The 20,948-nt window shown below is 65.4% G+C and carries 16 protein-coding genes; 6 read left to right on the forward strand and 10 right to left on the reverse strand.

All coding sequences use genetic code 11. From position 1 onward, the window contains the following. Positions 1-101 precede the first annotated feature (101 nt). Positions 102-2,159, reverse strand: a complete 2,058-nt coding sequence (locus ACPJXG_RS10545; RefSeq protein ID WP_425254185.1) for a methyl-accepting chemotaxis protein — start codon at positions 2,157-2,159, stop codon at positions 102-104. 174 nt (positions 2,160-2,333) lie between these two features. Between ACPJXG_RS10545 and ACPJXG_RS10550 the strand changes: the two genes are divergently transcribed. Then, positions 2,334-4,010 (forward strand): peptide chain release factor 3, encoded by a 1,677-nt coding sequence (locus ACPJXG_RS10550; RefSeq protein ID WP_225242286.1) that lies wholly within the window; start codon positions 2,334-2,336, stop codon positions 4,008-4,010. 131 nt (positions 4,011-4,141) lie between these two features. Here ACPJXG_RS10550 and ACPJXG_RS10555 read toward each other — a convergent pair whose 3' ends face one another. Further along, positions 4,142-6,034 carry a putative bifunctional diguanylate cyclase/phosphodiesterase gene (locus tag ACPJXG_RS10555; protein ID WP_425254186.1) on the reverse strand — a complete coding sequence of 631 codons (1,893 nt, stop codon included), beginning with the start codon at positions 6,032-6,034 and terminating at the stop codon, positions 4,142-4,144. 144 nt (positions 6,035-6,178) lie between these two features. Next, entirely contained in the window at positions 6,179-6,439 is a 261-nt protein-coding gene (locus tag ACPJXG_RS10560; protein WP_425254187.1) for a hypothetical protein, read from the reverse strand. Between the two features lie 184 nt (positions 6,440-6,623). Here ACPJXG_RS10560 and rnk point away from each other — a divergent pair, with 184 nt between their 5' ends. After that, entirely contained in the window at positions 6,624-7,031 is a 408-nt protein-coding gene (gene rnk, locus ACPJXG_RS10565) for a nucleoside diphosphate kinase regulator (protein ID WP_162835757.1), read from the forward strand. A 63-nt stretch (positions 7,032-7,094) separates the two neighbouring features. Here rnk and ACPJXG_RS10570 read toward each other — a convergent pair whose 3' ends face one another. The 3 genes from ACPJXG_RS10570 to ACPJXG_RS10580 all read right to left on the reverse strand — a co-directional run bounded on the left by ACPJXG_RS10570 (position 7,095) and on the right by ACPJXG_RS10580 (position 9,363). Next, positions 7,095-8,123: a transporter gene (locus ACPJXG_RS10570; protein ID WP_425254188.1), complete on the reverse strand. Its 1,029-nt coding sequence runs from the start codon at positions 8,121-8,123 to the stop codon at positions 7,095-7,097. Positions 8,124-8,238: 115 nt separating this feature from the next. Beyond that, positions 8,239-8,937 (reverse strand): YXWGXW repeat-containing protein, encoded by a 699-nt coding sequence (locus tag ACPJXG_RS10575; RefSeq protein WP_425254189.1) that lies wholly within the window; start codon positions 8,935-8,937, stop codon positions 8,239-8,241. A 189-nt stretch (positions 8,938-9,126) separates the two neighbouring features. Further along, positions 9,127-9,363, reverse strand: a complete 237-nt coding sequence (locus ACPJXG_RS10580) for a hypothetical protein (protein ID WP_225241731.1) — start codon at positions 9,361-9,363, stop codon at positions 9,127-9,129. A 333-nt stretch (positions 9,364-9,696) separates the two neighbouring features. Between ACPJXG_RS10580 and ACPJXG_RS10585 the strand changes: the two genes are divergently transcribed. From ACPJXG_RS10585 to ACPJXG_RS10600, 4 genes are all read left to right on the forward strand, one after another. After that, entirely contained in the window at positions 9,697-12,018 is a 2,322-nt protein-coding gene (locus tag ACPJXG_RS10585; RefSeq protein WP_425254190.1) for a hypothetical protein, read from the forward strand. Positions 12,019-12,037: 19 nt separating this feature from the next. Next, on the forward strand, positions 12,038-14,350 hold the full coding sequence (locus ACPJXG_RS10590; protein ID WP_425254191.1) for an SUMF1/EgtB/PvdO family nonheme iron enzyme: 2,313 nt from the start codon (positions 12,038-12,040) through the stop codon (positions 14,348-14,350). 184 nt (positions 14,351-14,534) lie between these two features. Then, positions 14,535-14,933, forward strand: a complete 399-nt coding sequence (locus ACPJXG_RS10595; protein WP_035819934.1) for an OsmC family protein — start codon at positions 14,535-14,537, stop codon at positions 14,931-14,933. Then, positions 14,930-15,817, forward strand: coding sequence for a pirin family protein (locus ACPJXG_RS10600; RefSeq protein ID WP_425254192.1), 888 nt, complete (start codon positions 14,930-14,932; stop codon positions 15,815-15,817). The genes ACPJXG_RS10595 and ACPJXG_RS10600 overlap by 4 nt, the downstream gene beginning before the upstream one ends. Before the next feature lie 6 nt (positions 15,818-15,823). On the opposite strand, the gene ACPJXG_RS10605 is transcribed toward ACPJXG_RS10600, so the two are convergent. The 4 genes from ACPJXG_RS10605 to ACPJXG_RS10620 form a co-directional block, all read right to left on the reverse strand. Next, positions 15,824-18,301, reverse strand: coding sequence for a TonB-dependent siderophore receptor (locus ACPJXG_RS10605; protein WP_425254193.1), 2,478 nt, complete (start codon positions 18,299-18,301; stop codon positions 15,824-15,826). Between the two features lie 113 nt (positions 18,302-18,414). Continuing rightward, positions 18,415-19,389 carry a FecR domain-containing protein gene (locus ACPJXG_RS10610; protein ID WP_425254194.1) on the reverse strand — a complete coding sequence of 325 codons (975 nt, stop codon included), beginning with the start codon at positions 19,387-19,389 and terminating at the stop codon, positions 18,415-18,417. Further along, on the reverse strand, positions 19,389-19,907 hold the full coding sequence (locus ACPJXG_RS10615) for a sigma-70 family RNA polymerase sigma factor (protein ID WP_425254195.1): 519 nt from the start codon (positions 19,905-19,907) through the stop codon (positions 19,389-19,391). Before ACPJXG_RS10615 ends, ACPJXG_RS10610 begins: the two co-directional genes overlap by 1 nt. Before the next feature lie 105 nt (positions 19,908-20,012). Beyond that, on the reverse strand, positions 20,013-20,615 hold the full coding sequence (locus ACPJXG_RS10620) for a metal-dependent hydrolase (protein WP_035819929.1): 603 nt from the start codon (positions 20,613-20,615) through the stop codon (positions 20,013-20,015). Positions 20,616-20,948: the final 333 nt, after the last annotated feature.

Raw genomic sequence — 20,948 nt, forward strand, 5'->3', positions numbered from 1 at the left:
TTAAAAGCTTATGTAAGTGGCGAACATAAGATTAGCAGTCGCCACCTTGTAGTCTCTTTTGAGGCGAAATTGTAGTCCTTGTCCTACGCGGACACTTTTGACTAGCTAGCCTTGCGCCGTTCCGCGCGATTTTGTGATATGACGCGCGGTTTATTGGCGCTCCACAGGCCGGCCGGCCGCACGCTGGGCAAGCCGTCGCGCATGCTTGCTGCGGGCGCCGGGCGCGCACTTGGCATCTCGTGCTCCCCCAGGCGGAAGCGGCTGACGGCCTGCGTCAGCGCCTCGCCTTCCTGGTGCAGGCGCTGCGAACCGGCGCGCGCTTCGTCGACCAGGCCCGCGTTCTGGCGCGTCATGTCGTCAATTTGCGCCAGCGCCTGGTTGATGCGGGCGATCTCGCCATTCTGCTCGGCGCCGGCGCTGCTGATGCGCCCGATGACGACGGCCACCTGCTGCACGGCGTCGACGACTTGCCGCATGGTGTTGCCGGCGGCATTGACGAGGTCGCCGCCTGCATCGACGGTGGCGACCGAATCGCCGATCAGGCGCTTGATTTCCAGCGCCGCCTCGTTCGAGCGCTGCGCCAGGCTGCGCACCTCGGAGGCGACCACGGCGAAGCCGCGCCCCTGCTCGCCGGCTCTGGCCGCTTCGACGGCCGCGTTCAGGGCCAGGATATTCGTCTGGAAGGCGATGCCGTTGATGACACCGATGATGTCGACGATCTTGTGCGAGCTGGCCTTGATCGAGGCCATGGTGTCGACCACGGCGCCTACGGTTTGCCCGCCGCGCAGGGCCACGTCGGCCGCCGTCGCCACCAGGGTGCGGCCCTGTCCTACGTGGGCTTCGTTGCGGCCGACGGTGGCCGTCAGCTCGCGCATCGAATCGACGGTGGCGCCCAGCGCGTCCGCCTGCGTGGCCGTATGGCCGGACAGGGCCGCGTTGCCCTGGGCGATGTCGGCGCCGGCGGCCGCGATGACGGCCGCGCCGCCGCGGATTTCCTGCACCAGCGTGGCCAGGCCGTGCGTCATGGCGCCGAAGTCGCGCACCAGGTCGCCGATTTCATCGTGCGCCTGCGAGGTGATGCGCTGCGACAGGTCGCCCGCCGCCGCCGCGCCGACGGCCACGCGCAATTGCGTCACGTCGCGCGCGAAGGCGGCATAAAAGCCTGCGCACAGGTAGGCGGCGGCCAGCAGCACCAGCAGCATGGCCGCCAGGATCAGGGCGCGGCGCGCCTCGTCGCGGGCGATGCGCTGCTCCAGCAAGCCGTCCAGCGCGGTGGCCGACGCGCCCGAGAGCGCGTGCAGGGCGTCGATCGCCTGCATGCCGGCCGCGTGGAATTGCGCGCCCGAGGTCTGGTCGTAGGAATTCGTCACTTCGTTTTTCGTGCGTTCGAGGAAGGCCAGCGCGGCCGGCACGGCTTTCAGGGACGGCTGCAGGCTGGCGCGCAGTTCCGGCTTGGCGGCGATGATTTCGTCAAAGCGGGCCGGCAGGCGTTCCAGTTCGTGGCGCGCGATCAGGGCGTTGGCGTTGACGAGTTGATCTTCATTCGCCTCGAACAAGCCCGTGTCGATGTAGGCGGCGCCGCGCCCGGCGATGTCCGACAGGCTTTCGGCCAGGTCGGGCAGGGTGGCCGTGAAGACGGCGCTCAGGTGGTTGGCGCCCGCGTCCGGGTCCAGGCTCAGGTGCGAGCGGTCGGCCACCAGCTGGCCCAGTTTGGCCGCCTGGCGCAGCAGCGCCGTGTGCGCCGCGTAGCTGTCGCGCGCCGCGAGGCCCGTCTGGCGGCCCAGCAGGGATTGCCACTGCTTCGTCAGCTCGGCCGCCTGGGGCAGGCCGGCGCCGGCCGGCAGGCGCGCCAGGGCGGTCAGCGTGGCCGTGATGCGCGCATTGACGGCCGTGTTGTCCATGTCCGCCTTGCCACTCAGGCGCAAATGTTCGAGGCCGCGCCGCTGCTGCAGCAGGCGCGTGCCTTCCTGCAACTGGCGCACATAGGCCACGCCCCGCTGCGCATCCTGCGCCTGGGCCAGCGACTTGCCCAGCTCCGAGATCAGCAGGGTGGTCGCCAGCACCAAAGGCAGCAAAAAGACCAGGCAGACAAGCATGAATTTGGGCAGCAGGCGCAGGCGCTGCATGAGTCGGATGGCGGGGGTGAGGAGCATTTTCATCGGGTTTCCAGGGTAGGGTGACAACATTTCTGCAGTGCAATGTTGCCTGCGGATTGTGACCCCTTGATGAAGCGGGCGATTTTGCTTTTCTCCAGAGTGAAGCAGTTCACACGGAAGGCCGATCCTTCTGTAAAATCGAGGGTTTTTTGCGAGGGCCATATTATGGTCACCAATATGGCCAACGAGAACGACATCAACACCCCCGATTCCAGCGACACTGCGGACAGCGCCGCAGCGTCCGTCAGCAGCAAAGCGCCGGCCGTGATCGCGCGCGAAGTGCAGCGCCGCCGCACCTTCGGCATCATTTCCCACCCGGATGCCGGTAAAACCACCCTGACGGAAAAACTGCTGCTGTTCTCGGGCGCGATCCAGATGGCCGGTACCGTCAAGGCCCGTAAATCGGGCCGCCACGCGACGTCGGACTGGATGGAGATCGAGAAGCAGCGCGGCATTTCCGTCGCTTCCTCGGTGATGCAGTTCGAATTCCGCGACCACGTCGTCAACCTGCTCGACACCCCGGGCCACCAGGACTTCTCGGAAGATACCTACCGCGTGCTGACGGCGGTCGACTCGGCGCTGATGGTGATCGATGCGGCCAAGGGCGTGGAAGCGCAGACGATCAAGCTGCTGGCCGTGTGCCGCATGCGCAATACGCCGATCGTCACCTTCATGAACAAGATGGACCGCGAGACGCGCGATCCGCTGGACCTGCTCGACGAACTCGAATCGGTGCTGAAGATCCAGTGCGCGCCCGTCACCTGGCCTATCGGCATGGGCAAGAACTTCCGCGGCGTGTACCACCTGCTGAACGACGAGATCATGCTGTTCAAGGCCGGTGAAGAGAAGGCCGATGGCGCCTTTGAAATCATCAAGGGCATCGACAACCCGCGCCTGCAGGAGATGTTCCCGCTCGAGATGGACCAGCTGCGCATGGAAGTGGAACTGGTGCACGGCGCGTCGAATCCGTTCAACCTGGAGGAATTCCTCTCCGGCGTGCAGACGCCCGTGTTCTTCGGTTCGGCCATCAACAACTTCGGCGTGCGCGAGATTCTCTCCGCGCTGGTCGACTGGGCGCCGGCGCCGCGCGAGCGCGATGCGACCGTGCGTTCGGTGGCCCCGTCCGAGCAGCCATTTACCGGTTTCGTCTTCAAGATCCAGGCGAACATGGATCCGGCCCACCGCGACCGCATCGCCTTTTTGCGCGTGTGTTCGGGACGTTTCGAGCGCGGCATGAAGGTCAAGCACTTGCGCCTGGGGCGCGAGATCAAGGTGTCGAACGTGGTGACCTTCATGGCATCGTCGCGCGAACAGGTGGAAGAAGCGTACGCGGGCGACATCATCGGCTTGCCGAACCACGGCAACATGCAGATCGGCGACAGTTTTTCCGAAGGCGAGATGCTGACCTTCACGGGCATCCCGTACTTCGCGCCAGACTTCTTCCGCTCCGTGCGCATCCGTAATCCCCTGAAAATCAAGCAGTTGCACAAGGGCTTGCAGCAGCTGGGCGAAGAGGGCGCGGTGCAAGTCTTCAAGCCGGTGCAGGGCGGCGAACTGGTACTGGGCGCCGTCGGCGTGCTGCAGTTCGAGGTGGTGGCCAGCCGCTTGCTCAACGAATATGGCGTCGACGCCGTGTTCGAAGGCACCAGCATCAGCAGCGCCCGCTGGGTCAGCTGCGACGACAAGCGCATCCTGCAGGATTTCGAGAACGCGCTGGGCCACAACGTGGCCTACGATGCGGCCGGCAACATGGCTTACCTGGCCACGTCGGGCGTCAACCTGCGCCTGACGGAAGAGCGCTGGCCGAAGCTGACGTTCCACGCGACGCGCGAGCATTCGGCGAAATTGGCTTGATGTAGCGTAGTGGTGTCGGATTACGCGCTGCGCGCTAATCCGACCTACGCCGACCTACCTGTTCATGGTGTGGTGCTGTAGGTCGGATTAGCGCGGGACGCGCGTAATCCGACACCATCGTTGGCACCAACTCAAGCCGGCAAAATCGTGCGCGTACTCCAGTCGCGCCGCTCCAGCAGCAATGCCGTCAGCTGCGCCGCCGTCATCGGGCGCGCGAAGAAGAAGCCCTGCACGTTGTCGCAGCCCGCTTTTCTCAAAAACTCCACCTGCTGCAAGGTTTCCACCCCTTCGGCCACCACTTTCAGGTGCAGGCTGTGCGCCATGGCGATGATGGCCGTGACGATGGCTTCACCCTCGCCGGGCAGGTCGTGCACGAAGCTGCGGTCGATTTTCAGCTGGTCGATGGGCAGGCGCTTCAGGTAGGACATCGACGAATAGCCGGTGCCGAAATCGTCGATCGACAGGTGGATGCCAGCTTCCTGCAGGCGCCGCATCAATTCCACGTTGGCGTGGACATTGTCCATCAGGACGCCTTCCGTGATTTCCAGCTCCAGCAAGCCATGCGGCAGCTGCGTTTCGTCGAGGATGGCGCGGATATCGTCCATCAGGCCCGGGTCGCGCGCCTGGCAGGCCGACAGGTTGACGGCCACGTGTTCGAGCGAATCGAGCAGGCCCGCCTTGCACCACAGAGCCGCCTGGCGGCAGGCGCTTTGCAGCACCCAGCGTCCCAGCTCGACGATGATGCCGCTTTCCTCGGCCACGGGGATGAATTCGGCGGGGCTCAACTGGCCCATGTCGCGGCAGTTCCAGCGTATCAGCGCTTCCACGCCGACGATGCGCCCGCTGCGCAAGTCGATCTGCGGCTGGTAGTGCAAATACAGTTCCTCGTTTTGCAGGGCGCGGCGCAGGTTCGCTTCCATGCGCAGGCGGCGCTGGGCCCGCATTTCCATTTCGGCCTTGAACACGGCGTAGCGGTTCTTGCCCTGGTGCTTGGCGTGGTACATGGCCGTATCGGCATTGCGCGTCAGGGTGGCCACGTCCTGCGCGTCGAACGGATACAGGCTCACGCCGATGCTGGCGCTGACATACAGCTGGTGGCCTTCGAGGTCGAACGGCGCGGCCAGCACGGCCAGGATCTTGCGCGCCACGCTGGCCATTTCCGACGCGTCGTCGGCCGGTTCGACGATGACGACGAATTCATCGCCGCCGATGCGGCAGATGATGTCGGTGCCGCGCAAGATGGCCACCAGGCGTTCGGATACGAGCTTGAGCAGCTGGTCGCCGCAGTGGTGGCCCAGCGTATCGTTGACGACCTTGAAGTTATCCAGATCCAGCAGCAGCAGGCCTACGCTGCTGTCCTGGCGGTCGGCACGCGCCAGCGCGTAGGCCAGGGCGTCGTTGAATTCATGGCGGTTCGGCAGCTGCGTGACCGGGTCGACGTGGGCCAGGTAATGCAAATGGTTTTCCGCATGCTGGGCGGCCGTGCGCGTGCGGCGCACCATCAGGAACGTCAGGCCGAATGCGCACAGGCAGACGAGCAGGGTGAAGGCGGCAAATTGCGCCAGGCTGGCGTACAGCGGCGCCAGGCTGGCGCGCAGGTACAGCGCGCCGCCGCCCGGCAAGGCCGTCAAGACGGCGGCGCTGCCGTCCAGGTAATCGAGATGCAGGCCGTTGCGCGGCGCCGCCGGCACGGCATCGTTGCTGCTGCGCGCGTAGCGGGCAAATGGCGTGCCATAGGGACTGTAAAGTATTGCTTGCCGGACATGCGGAGCGGCGGCGAGGGAGGCGAGCAGTTGTTGCGCCGCAAGGCGATTGTCCTGGCGCATGGCTTGCGCGGCGGCGGGGGCCAGCATGTCGGCCTGGATTTGCAGGTTGCGCTGCAAGGATGCCTGGAGGGCAAACAACTGGAAGAGGATCAGCAGCAGGCTGGCCATGGCCAGCATGGCCGCCGCGGCCAGCAAATTCAGCCTGGCAATCCGGTCGCCGCGCAATTGCGCCGACGGCAGCATCAATGGCGTCATCATGGCGCTCCCTCCTGCCGGCCCCGCTTGCCGCCGCCCCGTGTAATCCCGCCTCGCCCTGCCATACTTTGCGTTCCAGTCTGATGAAAACCGAAGTGAGCCGGAACTCTCAACGTGTTGCCAAGTGTTGCTAAGGCCGACATATTGTCATTTTGCAGCGTGAAAGTACAGGGCGCGCGGCAATTTTGTGTGCATGCGGCGGGCCGCTGGCAGCAGGCAAGGCGACAAAGCAGGCGGAAAAGGCAGGGCGTGTCTTTCTAATAATAATGCTGGCTGAATTTTAATCCTTTTTTTGCCAGCCGGTTTTTTCTCTAAAAACATGCTGACAGTAAACAAAATGCCATGAAGAATAACTTCAGTATCCCAAGATATCCGGATGCGGATTAACTTTTTGTCCGTATCGTCCATTGCAAGTCATTGATTTTAATAAATTTTAATGAAGAATGCGAGAACGCTATGGCCTTGCTCCGCGAGTTCGTCCATAATCCGCTGATGATGGACGTTCTGATGCTGTTTGTTTTGTCTCGCGCGGCCACGCAAGATGCCGCCAGCAAAACCGGACGTCGCCCTAATGATCAATAGTGAGGATATCTTGGAAAAAAAACCAAAAATTATTTTGTCGTCACAAGACCTGGAACGACTGGAAGCGTTGTTGTATGCCTTGGGTAATAACTTATCGCCGGACAAGGCCGCCTTGCTCGACGAGCTGGGCCGCGCCGAGGTGCTCGAGCCGCAAGAGATTCCCCCGACCGTCGTGACGATGAATTCCACCGTGCGCTTCACGGTGGAAAACAAGGAGGAATTCTGCCTGACGCTCGTGTATCCGAAGGATGTGGAAGGCCAGGCCGACCGCATTTCCGTGCTGGCGCCCGTCGGCAGCGCGCTGCTGGGCTTGTCCGTTGGCGACAGCATCGCCTGGCCCATGCCGGGCGGCGTGGTGAAGGTCAAGATCGAGGAAATCGTCTATCAGCCTGAACGGGCTGGCGAATACCACCGCTAAGCGCAGCAAGCAGTGACGGCGGACGGCGCCTGCCGTTCGCCTGCCAGGCCGTGTTTCCGATAGTTAACTATTGCGTTGCACGCGCACCACCAGCCATCCCGCCACCACTGTGAACGTGACGATGATGGCGACGATGATCCAGAAGCCCTGCGGATGCTGGGCCAGCGGAATCCCCCCCACATTCATGCCCAGCATGCCGGCGATGATATTGATCGGCAAGGCCAGCACGGTCACGATGGTCAGCACGAACAGGCTGCGGCTGTTTTCCTCGTTGACGCTGGCGGCGATCTCTTCCTGCAGCAATTTGATGCGTTCCTGTAGCGAAGACATATCGCTGAGCACGACGGAAAACTCCTCCGTCGACTGGCGCAGTTCCAGGCTGTCCAGTTCCGACACCCACGATGGCGGGCGTTGCAGCAGGCGGAACAGGGCGGCCGGTTCCGGCGCCAGCAGGCGCTGCAGCCGCACCAGCACGCGCCGCATGCCGCCCAGGTCTGCGCGTTTCGGCACCAGGCGCCCGGCCAGCAAGTGGTCCTCGATATCGTCGACCCGCGCCACGGCGTCGCGCACGATGTTGACCAGCACGTCGGCCTGGTCGCGCAGCAGATGGATCAGCAATTCCACCGACGAGCGGATCGGCTCGTGGTTCTTGATGACGGCCTGGCGCAGGCGCTCGATCGACTGCAACGGTGCGCGGCGCGCCGTGATGACGAGGTTTTGCGCCACGCTGGCCCACATGGTGGAAATGTCGGAAGCTTCGAACGAGAAATTGTGCACCACATCGTTGACCACGGCGATCAGGGTGTTTTCCGCCTGTTCGATGCGCGTCGAGCGGGAACCCTGGTGCAGGGTTTCATAGAATTCGTCGGCCAGCTGCGTGTGCGTCATCAGCCATTTTTCGCTGGCCGCATGCGACAAATTGAAATGCAGCCAGACGAACTCCTGCGCCGGCCGGGCCGCGCCATCGGCCAGCCAGGCCAGCGCCGCCGTCGAGTCGAGCGCCAGCGGCTGCCCGTCGCGCCCAAACAGGAAGCCCCAGACCAGGCCCGAGGTATCCGAGCCGTAGGTAAAACCGGCAGTTTCCATCGCCATCGTGAATCTTTCTCGTGCAGTGTGATTGATCGTCGCGCGATGTTAATACACGGATGTGTCGGGAAAATGACAAGGCCACCGCGATGGGTGGCCTTGTCCGGACTGCAGATGCATATTAATTGCGGCGCGGGTTGTCGGGGCGGCGGTCGTCGCGGTTCGGTATGCCGTCGCCGTCGCGGTCGTGGCGGTTGCCATTGTCGCGGTCATAGCGGTTGGGGATGCCGTCGCGGTCGCGGTCACCGTTCGGGCCGCGTGGCGACCAGCGGCCTTGCTCCATCTGCCAGCGGCCATCGCGCTGGTTCCAGGCGGGCGGCGCATACACGTAGCCGGGGCGTTCGGCGATCCACACGCCTGGCGTCCAGGCGTAGCGCTGGCCGCGCCATTCCCAGTGTCCTGGCGCCCAGGTGTAGCCGTGGCGCGCGCGCGGGATGGCTTCGCGGCGCGGTGGCGGCGGGGCGATGCGGATGTCGTCATAGCGCACGGGCTGCACTTGCGCGGCAACCCAGCCGCCGCGGTCCAGGCGCCAGCGGTTGTTCTCTTGTATCCAGGCGGCGCGGCGGTAGTGGTTGCCGCCCCGTTCGCGCAGCCATTCGCCATTGTTCCAGACATGGCGCTGGCCATCCCAGTTCCAGTAGCCGGGCGCCCAGACATAGCCGGCGCGCGGCGCTGGCACGCTTTCAAACCGTGGCGGAGGCGGCGCGTTGCCGATGACAATGCTGACGCCGAGCTGATTCTGTGCCATGGCTTGCGCGGGCAGGAAGGCCGCGGTGCTGATGGCAAGCATGGCTGCTGCGTAGAGTGTGATGGGTTTCATGATGTGCTCCATTTCGGTGATTGCTTGAAATGGACTATAGGCGCTTGCAGGCGGGCGGATCGCCTTTGATTCAACTTATTACAATTGACACAATGCTGTGTGTCCGTGTATCCGTGGCGGATACAAATGGCGGCCTGGCGCGGCGGAATTCACATTGGCGCCAGGCGGCGTGGTGTCAGCATCGTTGGCTCACAGGGTGCTGGCGGTGGCGTTGCCCAGCAAGGCTTGCCGTTCCTCGATCAGCGAGATTTTCTTTTCCTGTTCCGTCAGGCGCCTGGCGCTGACGACGACGACGGGGATGGCGCTCGCTTGCGCCACATCAGTCGCTTTGGCGGCCGATGGTTGCATGAAGCTGACGTAGCTGGCGCCGCAGGCGATGGCGACGGCGACGGTAAAGATGGCTTCCATGTTTTTTAACGTTTTCATGATGCTTCCTTTCGGGTGGCGGGTGGGTATGCATGCACTGTAGCCAGGCGCGGGCCGGCGCGCCATGCAGATGCGACCAGCCGTGGTTTTGGCGGGATGGCCTGCAAAAAAACGGCGCTGAAATGCCTGCGCGCGGCGCTGGCGGGCGACCGCATGAATTGAGGCCTAATTCGCCCTGTATCCGTGCATATGAATGCAATTGCCCTATGGCATTATCTGATGCTGCGCCGTTTCGTGCACGCTCGGCGCGCGGCAGGTGCTGCGCCAGCTGTGCTGCTAGAATCGGCATGGCAGCCGTGTTGCGCGCACAATCATTCTCATCAGGAGTCACACATGTTCCAATTGTTTGGTTTTGGCGGCGCCCGCTGCCCGCGCTGCGAGCACAAGAACGGCGCTGCCGCCGGCTATTGCGCGCAATGCGGCTTGTCGCTGGGGGCACCCGACAGCGACGCGGTGCTGCATGCCAATCAATGGCATCTTGCTGATGGGCAACTTGCCCTGTTCTTTGGCGTGCGCGAACTGTCCTCGCTGTTCGGCAGCGCCGCGCGCCGCCTGCAGGTGCCCGCCGAGTCGCGCGCCTGGATCGTGCAATCGGACGCTTTCACCTTGATACCGGCCGGCGACTACGACAGCGCCGCCTTCTTTGCGCGCCTGCCCGCGCTGCTGCCGGCGCGTCCGGCCGAAGTGCTGATCGTGCGCGCCGACGCCGTCAGCCTGGAATTCGACTTGCCGGCCCTGGCCAGCACGGAGCTGCTGAACGTCGCCGCGTCCCTGCGCGTCGACATCGCGCTGGGCCAGCCCGATGCGTTCGCGCGCCAGTTCATGCGCGCGCCGGGCGCCGTCACGCGCGCCCATTTGCACGCCTTGCTGCTGCCATCCGTGCGCCAGATCGCGCTGGAATTCATCGGCAGCCGTGCGCTGCGCGAGATGGATGCGAATGCGGACCTGCGGCCCGAATTGAACGAACGCCTGCAATCGGCGCTGACGCAGCGCCTGGCGCCTTCCGGCCTGGCCGTGGCGCGCGTGGAGACGCTGGCGCTACGCCATGACAAGCGCGAAGGAGATGCCGGCACCAGCATCGGCACCCTGTGGCTGGGCGGCTTGCCGGCGCAGGAACTGGAACAGCACAGCCTGGAGCGCATGAAGCAGCTCGACCAGCTGTATGACGAGGAAGAGTGGCAGCGCATCCGCCGCGAGGAACTGGCGGCGCGCCACGCGCACCGCCGCGCGGAATTGCAGCAGGATGCGACGGTGGAAAAGGCGGAATTGAACCACCAGGAAGCGGAGCGCCTGCAAGCGCTGCGCGGGCGCCAGATCGACCTGTATGGCCGCATCCTGGAAGCGAAATCGCGGCGCCAGGCGCTCGACCATGGCGCCGCGCTGGCGCTGGGCGAACTGGAACAGGAACTGGCGCAAAAAGGCGCGCAGCGCGCCGATGAAACGGCCAACTGGGAACACGTGCGGGCGCTGGCCGCCATCAAGATGCGCAGCGAGCTGGAACTGTCGCAGCTGCACGGACGCGAACAGATCCAGCTGGCGCAGCAGCGCTTTACGCACCAGGTCCATTTGCAGTCGATCGCGCAGCAAGTGGAAAGCGCACTGCTGATCGACGACGAGACGGGCCGCCGCACCCAGCTGGCGCGCCTGCGTCAGGCGGAAGCGGATGCGGCCCAGCGCGAGGCGCAGCTGGAGGCCGAGCAGCACCAGGCTGCGTGGCAGGGCCTGATGCTGGCGAATGCGGCGCGCAAGCGCGAAGCGGAGCGGGTGCAGGAGTGGGAAGACCAGATGCAGCTGGCGCGCCAGCGCGAATTGCTGCGCGCCGAGGCGCACAAGGATGAAGCGGCCCAGGTGCAGGCGACGGAAATCGCGGAAAAAGTGGCGGCGTTGCGGCGCGGCGGCGCGCGCGAAGACGCCATCGTGCAGCAGGAAAAATTGTTGCGCACCATCGAGGCCGATGGCGTGCACGCGCGCCAGCTGCAGCAGCAAACGCAGCTGGCGCAGCTCGACGCGCTGGCCATCGAGGAACAGCGCCAGCAGCTGCGCCAGCTGGAACAGGAAGCGCAATGGCAGCGCGATCTGCTGGCCATGGCGCAGCAGCGCGAAAGCGATTACGCGCGCTGGAAGGGAGAGTACGAAGCCTTGCTGGCGCAGCAGGCGCATGCGGCCGAACTGGCGCGCATCGATATCGACCGCATCGAGAAAATCGGCTCGCTGAGCGACACGGGCAAGGTGGCCATGGCCGCCGGACAGAATGCAAGCGCGCTGGCGCAAGTGCTGAAAACGCAGCTGCAGGCGGGCATGAGCGCCGAGCAGATCCACGCGCTGGCGGCGCTGGCGGCGGCCGAGAACAGCGTCGCGCCGCTGGACGCCATGCGCATGGCGCAGGACAGCGTGGCGCAGGAGCGCAGCTATCTGGAAGGCCAGGCGGAACGCGAACGGCGCCAGCAGCTGGACTTGATCAACCTGCAAAATGCGGCGCACGCGCATGGCCTGTCGGCCCAGGCGCAGCTGGGCGTGGCCGTGGCGCAGGCGTTGCAGCCGGGTGCCGCCGCCGTCGCAGCGCCGCCGGCCCGCTGCAAGAACGGCCATGCGCAGCGCGCGGGCCATCCGGAAGATAAATTCTGCGCCGCCTGCGGCGTCGCCCTGCAGCCTTGATGGAAGCGGTTCACCCCAGATGATGCAAAAAGCACGAGACAAGCTGCGGGAACTGCGCGCCCTCCACGACGACGGGCTGCTCAGCGAGCAGGAATTTGAACGCCGCAAGAACGCCATCCTCGACGCCGAGTACGCGCCGCCAGGCGCCGCGCCTGTGGCCGCGCCGCTACCCGTGCGCCAGGGTACGGAACTGGGCTTCATGAAGGGCCAGGAAATCGGCCCGCAAAACCGCCGCTACCGGCTTGAACGACTGATCGGCACGGGCGGCATGGGGCAGGTGTGGCAAGCCACCGACCTGGCCACGCACGCGGAGCTGGGCAGCAGTGAAATGGTGGCGCTGAAGATTTTGCCGCCGCAGCTGACGCAAAGCGCCACGCACGCCAAGCTGCTGATCGAGGAAGCGACGCAGGCGCGCAAACTCGCACATGAAAACATCGTGCGCGTCTACGAGTGGGCGCAGGATCCGGCCACGGCCAGCTATTTCATCATCATGGAATGCCTCGATGGCGAAGACCTCGAGCACTATCTGGCGCGTACGGGCGCGCTGCCCCTGTCCACGGTGCAGGAACTGCTGCAGCCGGTGGCCGAAGCGCTGTCGTATGCGTGGGAAAAGCACAAGCTGGTGCACCGCGACCTCAAGCCGGGTAATGTCTTCCTGACGGCGAAGGGCGACGTCAAATTGCTCGACTACGGCATCGCCTCGCGGGTGCGCAATGCGGACAGCAGCCTGGCGCTGGAGCTGCCGAACGCGGGCACGCACGGCTACCGGGCGCCCGAGGCTGGCGCCAACCAGCGCCAGCCCAGCCCGCGCCTGGACGTGTATGCGGTGGCCGTGATGATCTATCAGATGCTCGAAGGGCGCATGCCGTTCGACGACACGCGCAGCGCCAGCCATTTGCCGTCCGCGCCGCAAGCGCTCAACGCGCAGCAGTGGCAAGTCTTGCAGAACGGTTTTTCGCTGACGCCGGAACTGCGGCCCCAATCCGTGCAAGCCTTGCTGGAAAGCCTGGAGCGCGCCGCTGGGCCGTCGCCCGAAGAACTGGCGGAACAGGCGCGCCAGCAGCAGGCGCGCCTGGCGCAGCAACAACGGCAGGCGGCGCTGGCCGCCGAACAGGCCCGCGAGGAAGAACTCAAGCGGGCCCGCATACGCCAGGAAGAACTGGACCAGCGCCGCAAGGCGGAAATCCAGGCGGCCGCGCTGGAAAAGCAGCGCCAGGACAAACTGCGCCGCGAGCAGGAGGCGCAGCGCCATTTCGAAGCGGAAGAGGCGCGCAAGCTGCGCAAGGAAGCGCTGCGCGGCCAGTTGCGCGCGCGCCGCGAAGCCGATGCCGCCACGGCCTTGCAGGAACACCAGGAATTGCAGCGCAAGGCCATCGTCGCCAAGGCGGAGGCGGCCTACCGCGCGGAACAGGAACGCGCGCGCCGCGAAGAGGCCAGCCGCGCCGCGACCGCAGCCGTCCCTGCGCCGGCATCCGCGCCAGCGCAGGAAACGGAACACGCGGAACCGGTGGCCAATGCCGAAGGCATCTTGCGCGATGACTTTCTCGATGGCGCGGGACAGGGCCCGGAACTGGTGCTCATTCCCAGCGGCCGCTTCCAGATGGGCGCGCACGAGACGGAACACAAGGCCGCCATCCAGGCCGGCTCGCAGCAGTCCTGGCTAGAACGCGAGATGCCGCAGCACTGGGTTGGCATCGAGCGCCCGTTCGCGCTGGCGCGCCACCCCGTCAGCGTGGGCGAATGGCGCGCCTTCGTCAAGGCGACCGGCTGGGCGGGCGGATCGGAAACGGACTGGGACAATCCCGGTTTCGTGCAAACCGACCTGCACCCGGTGGTCGGCGTGAGCTGGAATGACGCGCAGCTGTACCTGGCGTGGATGAGCGAACGCACGGGCCGGCGGTACCGCCTGCCCAGCGAAGCGGAATGGGAGTACGCATGCCGCGCCGGCACGCGCACGGCCTTCAACGTGGGCGACACGATCAGCACCGAGCAAGCCAACTACGACGGCCTGTACGTGTACAACGGCGGCCCGCGCGGCGTGTACCGGGGCGGCACCACGCCGCTGGGCACGTTCGCGCCGAATTCCTGGGGCCTGTTCGACATGCACGGCAATGTGTGGGAATGGGTGCAGGACGTGGTGCACGACAATTACGACGGCGCGCCCGTCGACGGCAGCGCGTGGGAAGAGGGCGCCGACAGCAGCCGGCGCATCCTGCGCGGCGGCTCGTGGCTGTACCACCCGCGCTATTTGCGCTCGGCCCTGCGCAATGGCTTTTCCACCGTGCTGTCGAACGACATCGTCGGCTTCAGGGTGGCGCGCACGCTCGACTGACTCATTATCATATTGGTCATCTTGAGGGATACTGCATGCACCTTGACCGTGCCGGAGTGTCCATCGTCTTCGCCTGCCCACCGCTGCCCTGTTCCGTATCGAATGATCAGGTAGTGGGGCGGCAGGCTGCGCAAAGCGGGCAAACGGTGTAAATTGTGGCTTTCCAAACGCACCCAGGAACGCCATGACCATCAAAGCCATCCGCGACCAGTCGCAAGCCATGCGCCACATCGTGCACGTGCGCGATCACATCATTTCCGCCGACGCCTCGGTGGCCGAAGGCGGCGGCGACGCCGGCCCGTCGCCGCACGACCTGTACGACGCGGCCCTGTCGGCCTGCAAGGCGCTCACCGTCGTCTGGTACGCCAAACACAAGGGCATCCCCCTGGAGCACGTGGAAGTGTCGACCGAGCGCGACGCCAGCGAAGAGCGCAAGGGCGTGTACCGCCTGGCCACCACCCTGCACCTGACGGGCGAGCTGACGGAGGCGCAGCGCCAGGAATTGCTGTCAGCCGCCGGCAAATGCCCGATCCACAAGCTGATGACGGCCGTCACCACGGAAATCACGACGGTGCTGGCATGAGCGCGGCCATCCTGAAAAGCCACGAAAAGGACCTGGGCGGCGGCTTCGTCGTGCGGCGTTTGCTGCCTTCCGCCGTCAAACAGGCCGTCGGCCCTTTCATTTTCTTTGACCATTTCGGCCCCATCGACGTGGCGCCCGACGCCAACCACGACGTGCGCCCGCATCCGCATATCGGCCTGGCTACCGTCACCTACCTGTTCGAGGGCGCGATCGACCACCGCGACAGCATCGGCTCGTACCAGCGCATCGAACCGGGCGCCATCAACTGGATGACGGCCGGGCGCGGCATCGTGCATTCGGAACGCACGCCGCAGGACCTGGCCGGCAAGCCGCACCGCACGCACGGCTTGCAGCTGTGGGCCGCGCTGCCGAAGGCGCACGAAGAGGATGAACCGAGTTTCACGCATACGCCGCAGGCCGACATTCCCGTGGTGCCGCTCGATGGCGCCGTCGTGAAGGTGTTGATCGGCACGGCCTTTGGCCAGACCTCGCCCGTGCGCACCTACATGCAGACGGTGTACCTGGACGTGGCGCTGCAGGCGGGGCGCGAGTTGCGCCTGGAAGGTTTGCCGCCGGAAGCGGCGATTTATCCGATCAGCGGGGATGTGCTGGTCGATGGCGTGGCGCTGGTGCCGCACACCATGGCCTTGCTGGAAGCTGGTGCCGCGCCCGTGGTGACGACAGGCGGCGGCCCGGTGCAGTTCGTCGTGATCGGCGGGGAGCCGCTGGACGGCCACCGCTTCCTGTTCTGGAATTTCGTCTCGTCGAGCAAGGAGCGATTGTCGCAGGCGGCCGACGACTGGACCGCCCAGCGCATGGGGCACGTGCCGGGCGAGACGGAATTCATTCCGCTGCCGAAGGCGCCATTGCGTCCTCCGGCATAAGCTGGATTAGAACCGCGCGCGCAAGGTCAGTTGCGCCTTGCGCGGCTCGCCATAGAAATTGCCCCACGCCGGCGCGCTCACCGTCTGGTAGTAGCGCTTGTCGAGCAAGTTCGTCACGGACAGCGACGCCGTCCAGTTGCGGTCGATCTGGTAGGCGGCGCGCGCGCTCCACAAGGCATACGCGCCCTGCGCCACCTTCACGTCGCGCGTCGTGCGCGAGCTCTCCGTCTGGAAGTTCACGCCGCCGCCCACGCTCCACTTCTGCAAGGCGCCGGGCAGGCGGTAGTCGCTCCACGCGCGCAGCATGTGGCGCGGCGAGTAGGTACTGGCGAACATCACGCCTGCGTCCGACGTCTGCTCCAGGTATTTGAAGTTGTTCAGGGTGTAGCCGGCGAACAGCTGCCAGCCCGGCGTCACTTCGCCGCTGATTTCCGCATCGACGCCTTCGCTGCGCACCTTGCCGGTCGAGAAATAGCACTCCGTGCCGCTGGTGCAGATATTGACCAGATCGGCCTCGGCGCGGTTGCGCTGTTCGATGCGGAACAGCGCCAGCGAGGTATTGACCTTGCCATCGAACAGTTCACCTTTCACGCCCACCTCCAGGTTGCGCCCTTTCAGCGGCTCAAGCAGGGCGCCTTCGGCCGTGCGCTGGTTTTGCGGCTGGAAGATGTCGGAGACGCTGGCGTAGCCGGACCAGCGCTTGTCGAACGCGTAAATGACGCCGCCATACGGCGTGACGACGCCGTTTTCGCGGGACGGATCGAGATATACCTCGCCCGTGTCGCGGTACACGCTGGTTGATTTGAAATTCGATACGCGCGCGCCCGCCACCACGGTGAGCGGGTCGCTGACGCTGAATCGGGCCACGCCATAGGCACCCGTCTGTGTCATGGTGGTCAGGCTGTGGCCGCCGCCATATTGTTTCTCGCGTATCCAGGCATCGCTCGGTTCCGCCACGCCGTGATTCGGTTGCAGCGCGCTATTGGGCAGCTTCATCATGGCCAGGCTGTAATCGCTGTCGCTTTCCAGCCGGTTCGTGCTGACGCCGGCGCTGAAGCCGTGGCGGCGGCCGAAGGCGTTGAATTTGCCATCGAGCGACAGGTCGAGTCCCTTGTTGGTGGTGCCGTAGTCGAACACGCCCGCGTACATCATCATGCCGGCCATGGTGGCGGGATTGAGCGCGCCCAGGTTGAACATGTATTTCACGTCATGCTGTTCGCGCGTGTAGTTGGCGCTGGCCTTGAGCGACCAGTCGGCATCGAAGCGGTGTTCGAATTCGGCGAAGGCGGCCGTCTGGCGGCTGTCCCAGCGGTTCCAGTCCGCGCCCAGGTAGGTCGACCGGGGCAGTTTCGGGTCGCTGCCATCGAGGTAGCGGGGCATGCCGGAGAAAAACGGCGTCGACTTCAGTTTTTCGTAGCTGGCGCCCGTTGTCAGTTTGCTGCCCGGCGCCAGGTCGAATTCCAGCACGCCGTACAGCACGTCGGTGCGGCTGTCGGCCACGTCATAAAAATAATCGCGCTGGTCGTGCGCGGCCACGACACGGCCGCGGATGCTGCCCGACTCGTTCAAGGGGCCGGTGACGTCGACTTCGCCGCGCACGTCGTTCCAGCGGCCCGCGCTGAGTGCCAGCTGCACCTGCTTTTCCGCCAGCGGGCGCTTGCGCACCATGTTGATGGCGGCGCCCGGCGAACCGGTGCCCTGCAACAGGCCCGTGGCGCCGCGTACGATTTCGACGCGATCGAGCATGGCCGTATTGCTGGTAAAACTGTTCGCCTGCGGGTAGAACATGGCGCGGTTGACGCCATCGAACTGGTAAGTGTCGACCATGAAGCCGCGCGAATACACATAACGCCCGCCCATGGGGCTGTCGTACATGGTGATGCCGGTGGTGTTGGCCAGTACGGCGTCGATGGTGTTGAGGTTCTGGTCGTCCATCTTCTGGCGCGTGACGACGCTGACGGATAACGGAATTTCGCGCAGGGTTTGCACGCCCTTGCCGACGGTGACGGCGCGCGCCGCGTACGAGTTGCTGTGTTCACTGACGGGGTCGCGCTCCATGCTGGCGCTGACGGTCACGGGCGCCATGGTCTTTTCCGTGCCGGCCGCCGCTGCGGACGCTGGCGCCGCCTGGCGCAGCACGTAGGCGCCGTTCGGCAGCTGCACGGCCTCCAGTCCGCTGCCGGCCAGCACCTGGACAAAACCCTGGCCGACATTGAAGCTGCCGCGCACGCCCGGCGAGCGCAGGCCGCGTGTCTGCGCGGGATCGGTCGACAGGCCGACGCCGGCGGCGACGGCAAAGTCGTTCAGGGCCGTGGCCAGCGGACCGGCCGCAATGGCGTAGGCTTGCGGTGCCGCCGCGGCAGCCTGGCCTTGCGCCAGGGCGGGGGCGGCGACAAAGGCGGCGGGGGCGGCGCACGCCATGGCGAGGACGGCCAGGCGGATGGCGCGCGCGGCGGGATGGAGGACGGGGGTGGTCAGCTGCATGCTCGGTCTTTCTGTTCAGGGTATGGTCAATGGAGGATGAATCGGCTACTTATCTATGAAGCCGAAGCAGCGCAGCGAAACACCAACCCCTGGCGCAAAAAAACTGAAAATAATTATGTGGCGCGGGCCGCCACCGTGGCCCAGTAGCGCGTGAAGTACGTCACTTGCAACCCGTGCGAGGCGCACAGGCTTTCCAGCACGGCGTCGATATCGTCGAGGCGGTAAGTGCCCGTGACGGGGCGCCCCGCCACTTTGGTGTCGCAGACGAGACGCCCGCGCCGGTAGCGCGCCAGTTCCCGCACCAGTTGTTGCAGGGGCCAGTCGGCCGCCACCAGCATGCCGCGCAGCCAGCTGTCCTGGTGCGCAGGCATGATCTGCACGTCATCCGCGCCGGTTGCGCTGAAACGCAGCTGCTGTCCCGCTTCCAGGCGGCGCAAGGCGTCCGGGCGCGCCGCGCAACGCACTTCCACGGCATGTTCGTAGACACTGACCGTGCTGCCATCGCCATCGCCATCGCCATCGCAGCGCACGCCGAAGCGCGTGCCGAGCGCGCGGATCACGCCGTGCGGCGTGTCGACGAGGAAGGGGCGTGGGTCGGGCGCCGTCGTGATGATGATTTCGCCGTGATGCAGGCGGATGCGGCGGTGCGTGGCACTGTAAGCGACATCCAGGGCGCTATCCGTATTCACTTCCAGGCGCCCGCCATCGGCCAGGGTGACGTGGCGGCGCTGGCCCGGCGCCGTGCGCAAGGACGCCGTCAGGGCTTGCCATGGGCCCGATTGCAGGCCCGCCTGGCCCAGCGCGATACCGCCGCCGGCCGCCACCAGCAGCGCGAGTATTTTGGCGGCCGCGCGCCGGCGCTGCTGCGCCGCCTGCAGCGCGGGAATCGCCAGCGCTGCCGGTATCGCGCCCAGCTGGCCGTCCATGCGCTGCAGCAGTTCCCAAGCCCGTTCATGCTCGGCGCTGGCGTCGCGCCATGCCTGCAGGGCAGCCGGGTCGGCGCTGCCGCACTGGCGTTCCACATGCCAGTGGGCGGCGGCGGCCAGCACCTTGCGCGCGATGGGAATGGAAGGGGATGGGCCGAACATCAGGCGGCCGCCAGCATCAGGCATTCCGTGTAGGCGCGCACCAGGTGCTTTTTCACGGTGGGCAGGGAGACGCCGAGGCGCCGGCTGATGTCGACATAACTGAGCTCCTCGATCTGCGCCAGCAGGAAGATGGCCCGCGTGCGTGCGCCCAGGCCGTCGAGCAGGCGGTCGATGGCGAGCAGGGTTTCGATGATGATGGCATGCGTTTCGGCGCTGATCGTCGTCGGCTCGGCTTGCTGCGCCAGCGCTTCCAGGTAGGCTTGCTCCAGCGCCTGGTGCCGGTAGCGGTCGATCAGCAGGCCGCGCGCAATCGTCGCCAGGTAGCCGCGCGGCTCGCGCAGTGGCGCCAGCGGTGTCAGATCGCGCTTGCCCAGCAGGCGCAAGAACGTATCCTGCGCCAGGTCGGCCGCCTCGGCGCGGTTGCCCAGCTTGCCGCGCAGCCAGCCATACAGCCAGCCGTGGTGCTCGCTGTACAGGGTTTTCAGGTGGACAGCATGGACGGGACTGACGGTGCTCACTGCGTTCTCCAGGCAAGGGAAGAGCTGGGCTGACGGAACGCGGGGTGCCGGCTGGCTGGGCTGTTTGAGAATGATACTCATTATCACATTGCCACACGGCCGGCGTCAATTGGCGTCGCCGCCCAGGCGCCAGCGCAGCTGCCATTGTTGCAGATTTGCCCAGGCTTGCTGCAGGGCAGCGGCGGACCAGTGCAGCAGGCTATCGAACGCCAGGACGGTGCGCTGCCAGTGGATGCCGTCGAAAAACACGTGGTCGGCCACGATGGTGGCGGCCAGCCAGGCGGCAATGATGACGATGATGTCGTGGCGGCCGCTCTTCCACCAGCGCAGCGAGTGGCGGCGGAAAATCCACGGCACGCCCAGCGGATTGGGCCAGTCCGCCAGCAAATGCATGATGCCGCCGGCGGCAAAGCCGAACAGGGGCGGCGCCCACAGGTGGTGCGGCAATTGCAGGTAGGTGTAGACGAGCAGTGCGATCCAGGCCAGGCCCCAGTGCGTCCACGTGCGGTGCGTGATCCACAGCCGGTGCGTGCGCGCCCACCAGGCCACTTCCAGCCAGTCCGGCGCCGTGCCGCCCAGCGCGCCCATGACAAAGGCGAGCATGCTCAGCACTTGGTAGGGGCCACCGGCGCCAGCGTGCGCGACCAAGGCCGCGGCGATCACGCCGGCAGCCCAACCGGTCGCATGATGCGCTTTGTTGGAAGCCATAGAAAATGTAAAACGCCATGCGTGGCGTTGTGTGAAATGCAGGGGATATTAACTGGATGAATATACAGTATTCAAGGGCGTGGAGGGGTGCTATTTGCAGAATATCTGCCGATAATTTGTTAAATTGTGTGTCGGGAGAGCTTGGCCAGCGGACTCGGCAACGCATGCCGGGCTGTTAATTGTGTTGTGCGGCTGATAATGTAATCGGCGCAGGGCGCGCTATGCTGAAAGCAGTCCTGTGTTTTGAAGAGGTGTCGCCATGAAAATCCCGCGCGAATTGCAGATTCCCGCCCTCGTGTTTTCACTGGAAGCGGTATTTATTATCGGGCTGTC

It is taken from the genome of Janthinobacterium sp. NFX145, from assembly GCF_049810325.1.
GTDB classification, from domain to species: domain Bacteria; phylum Pseudomonadota; class Gammaproteobacteria; order Burkholderiales; family Burkholderiaceae_D; genus Janthinobacterium; species Janthinobacterium rivuli.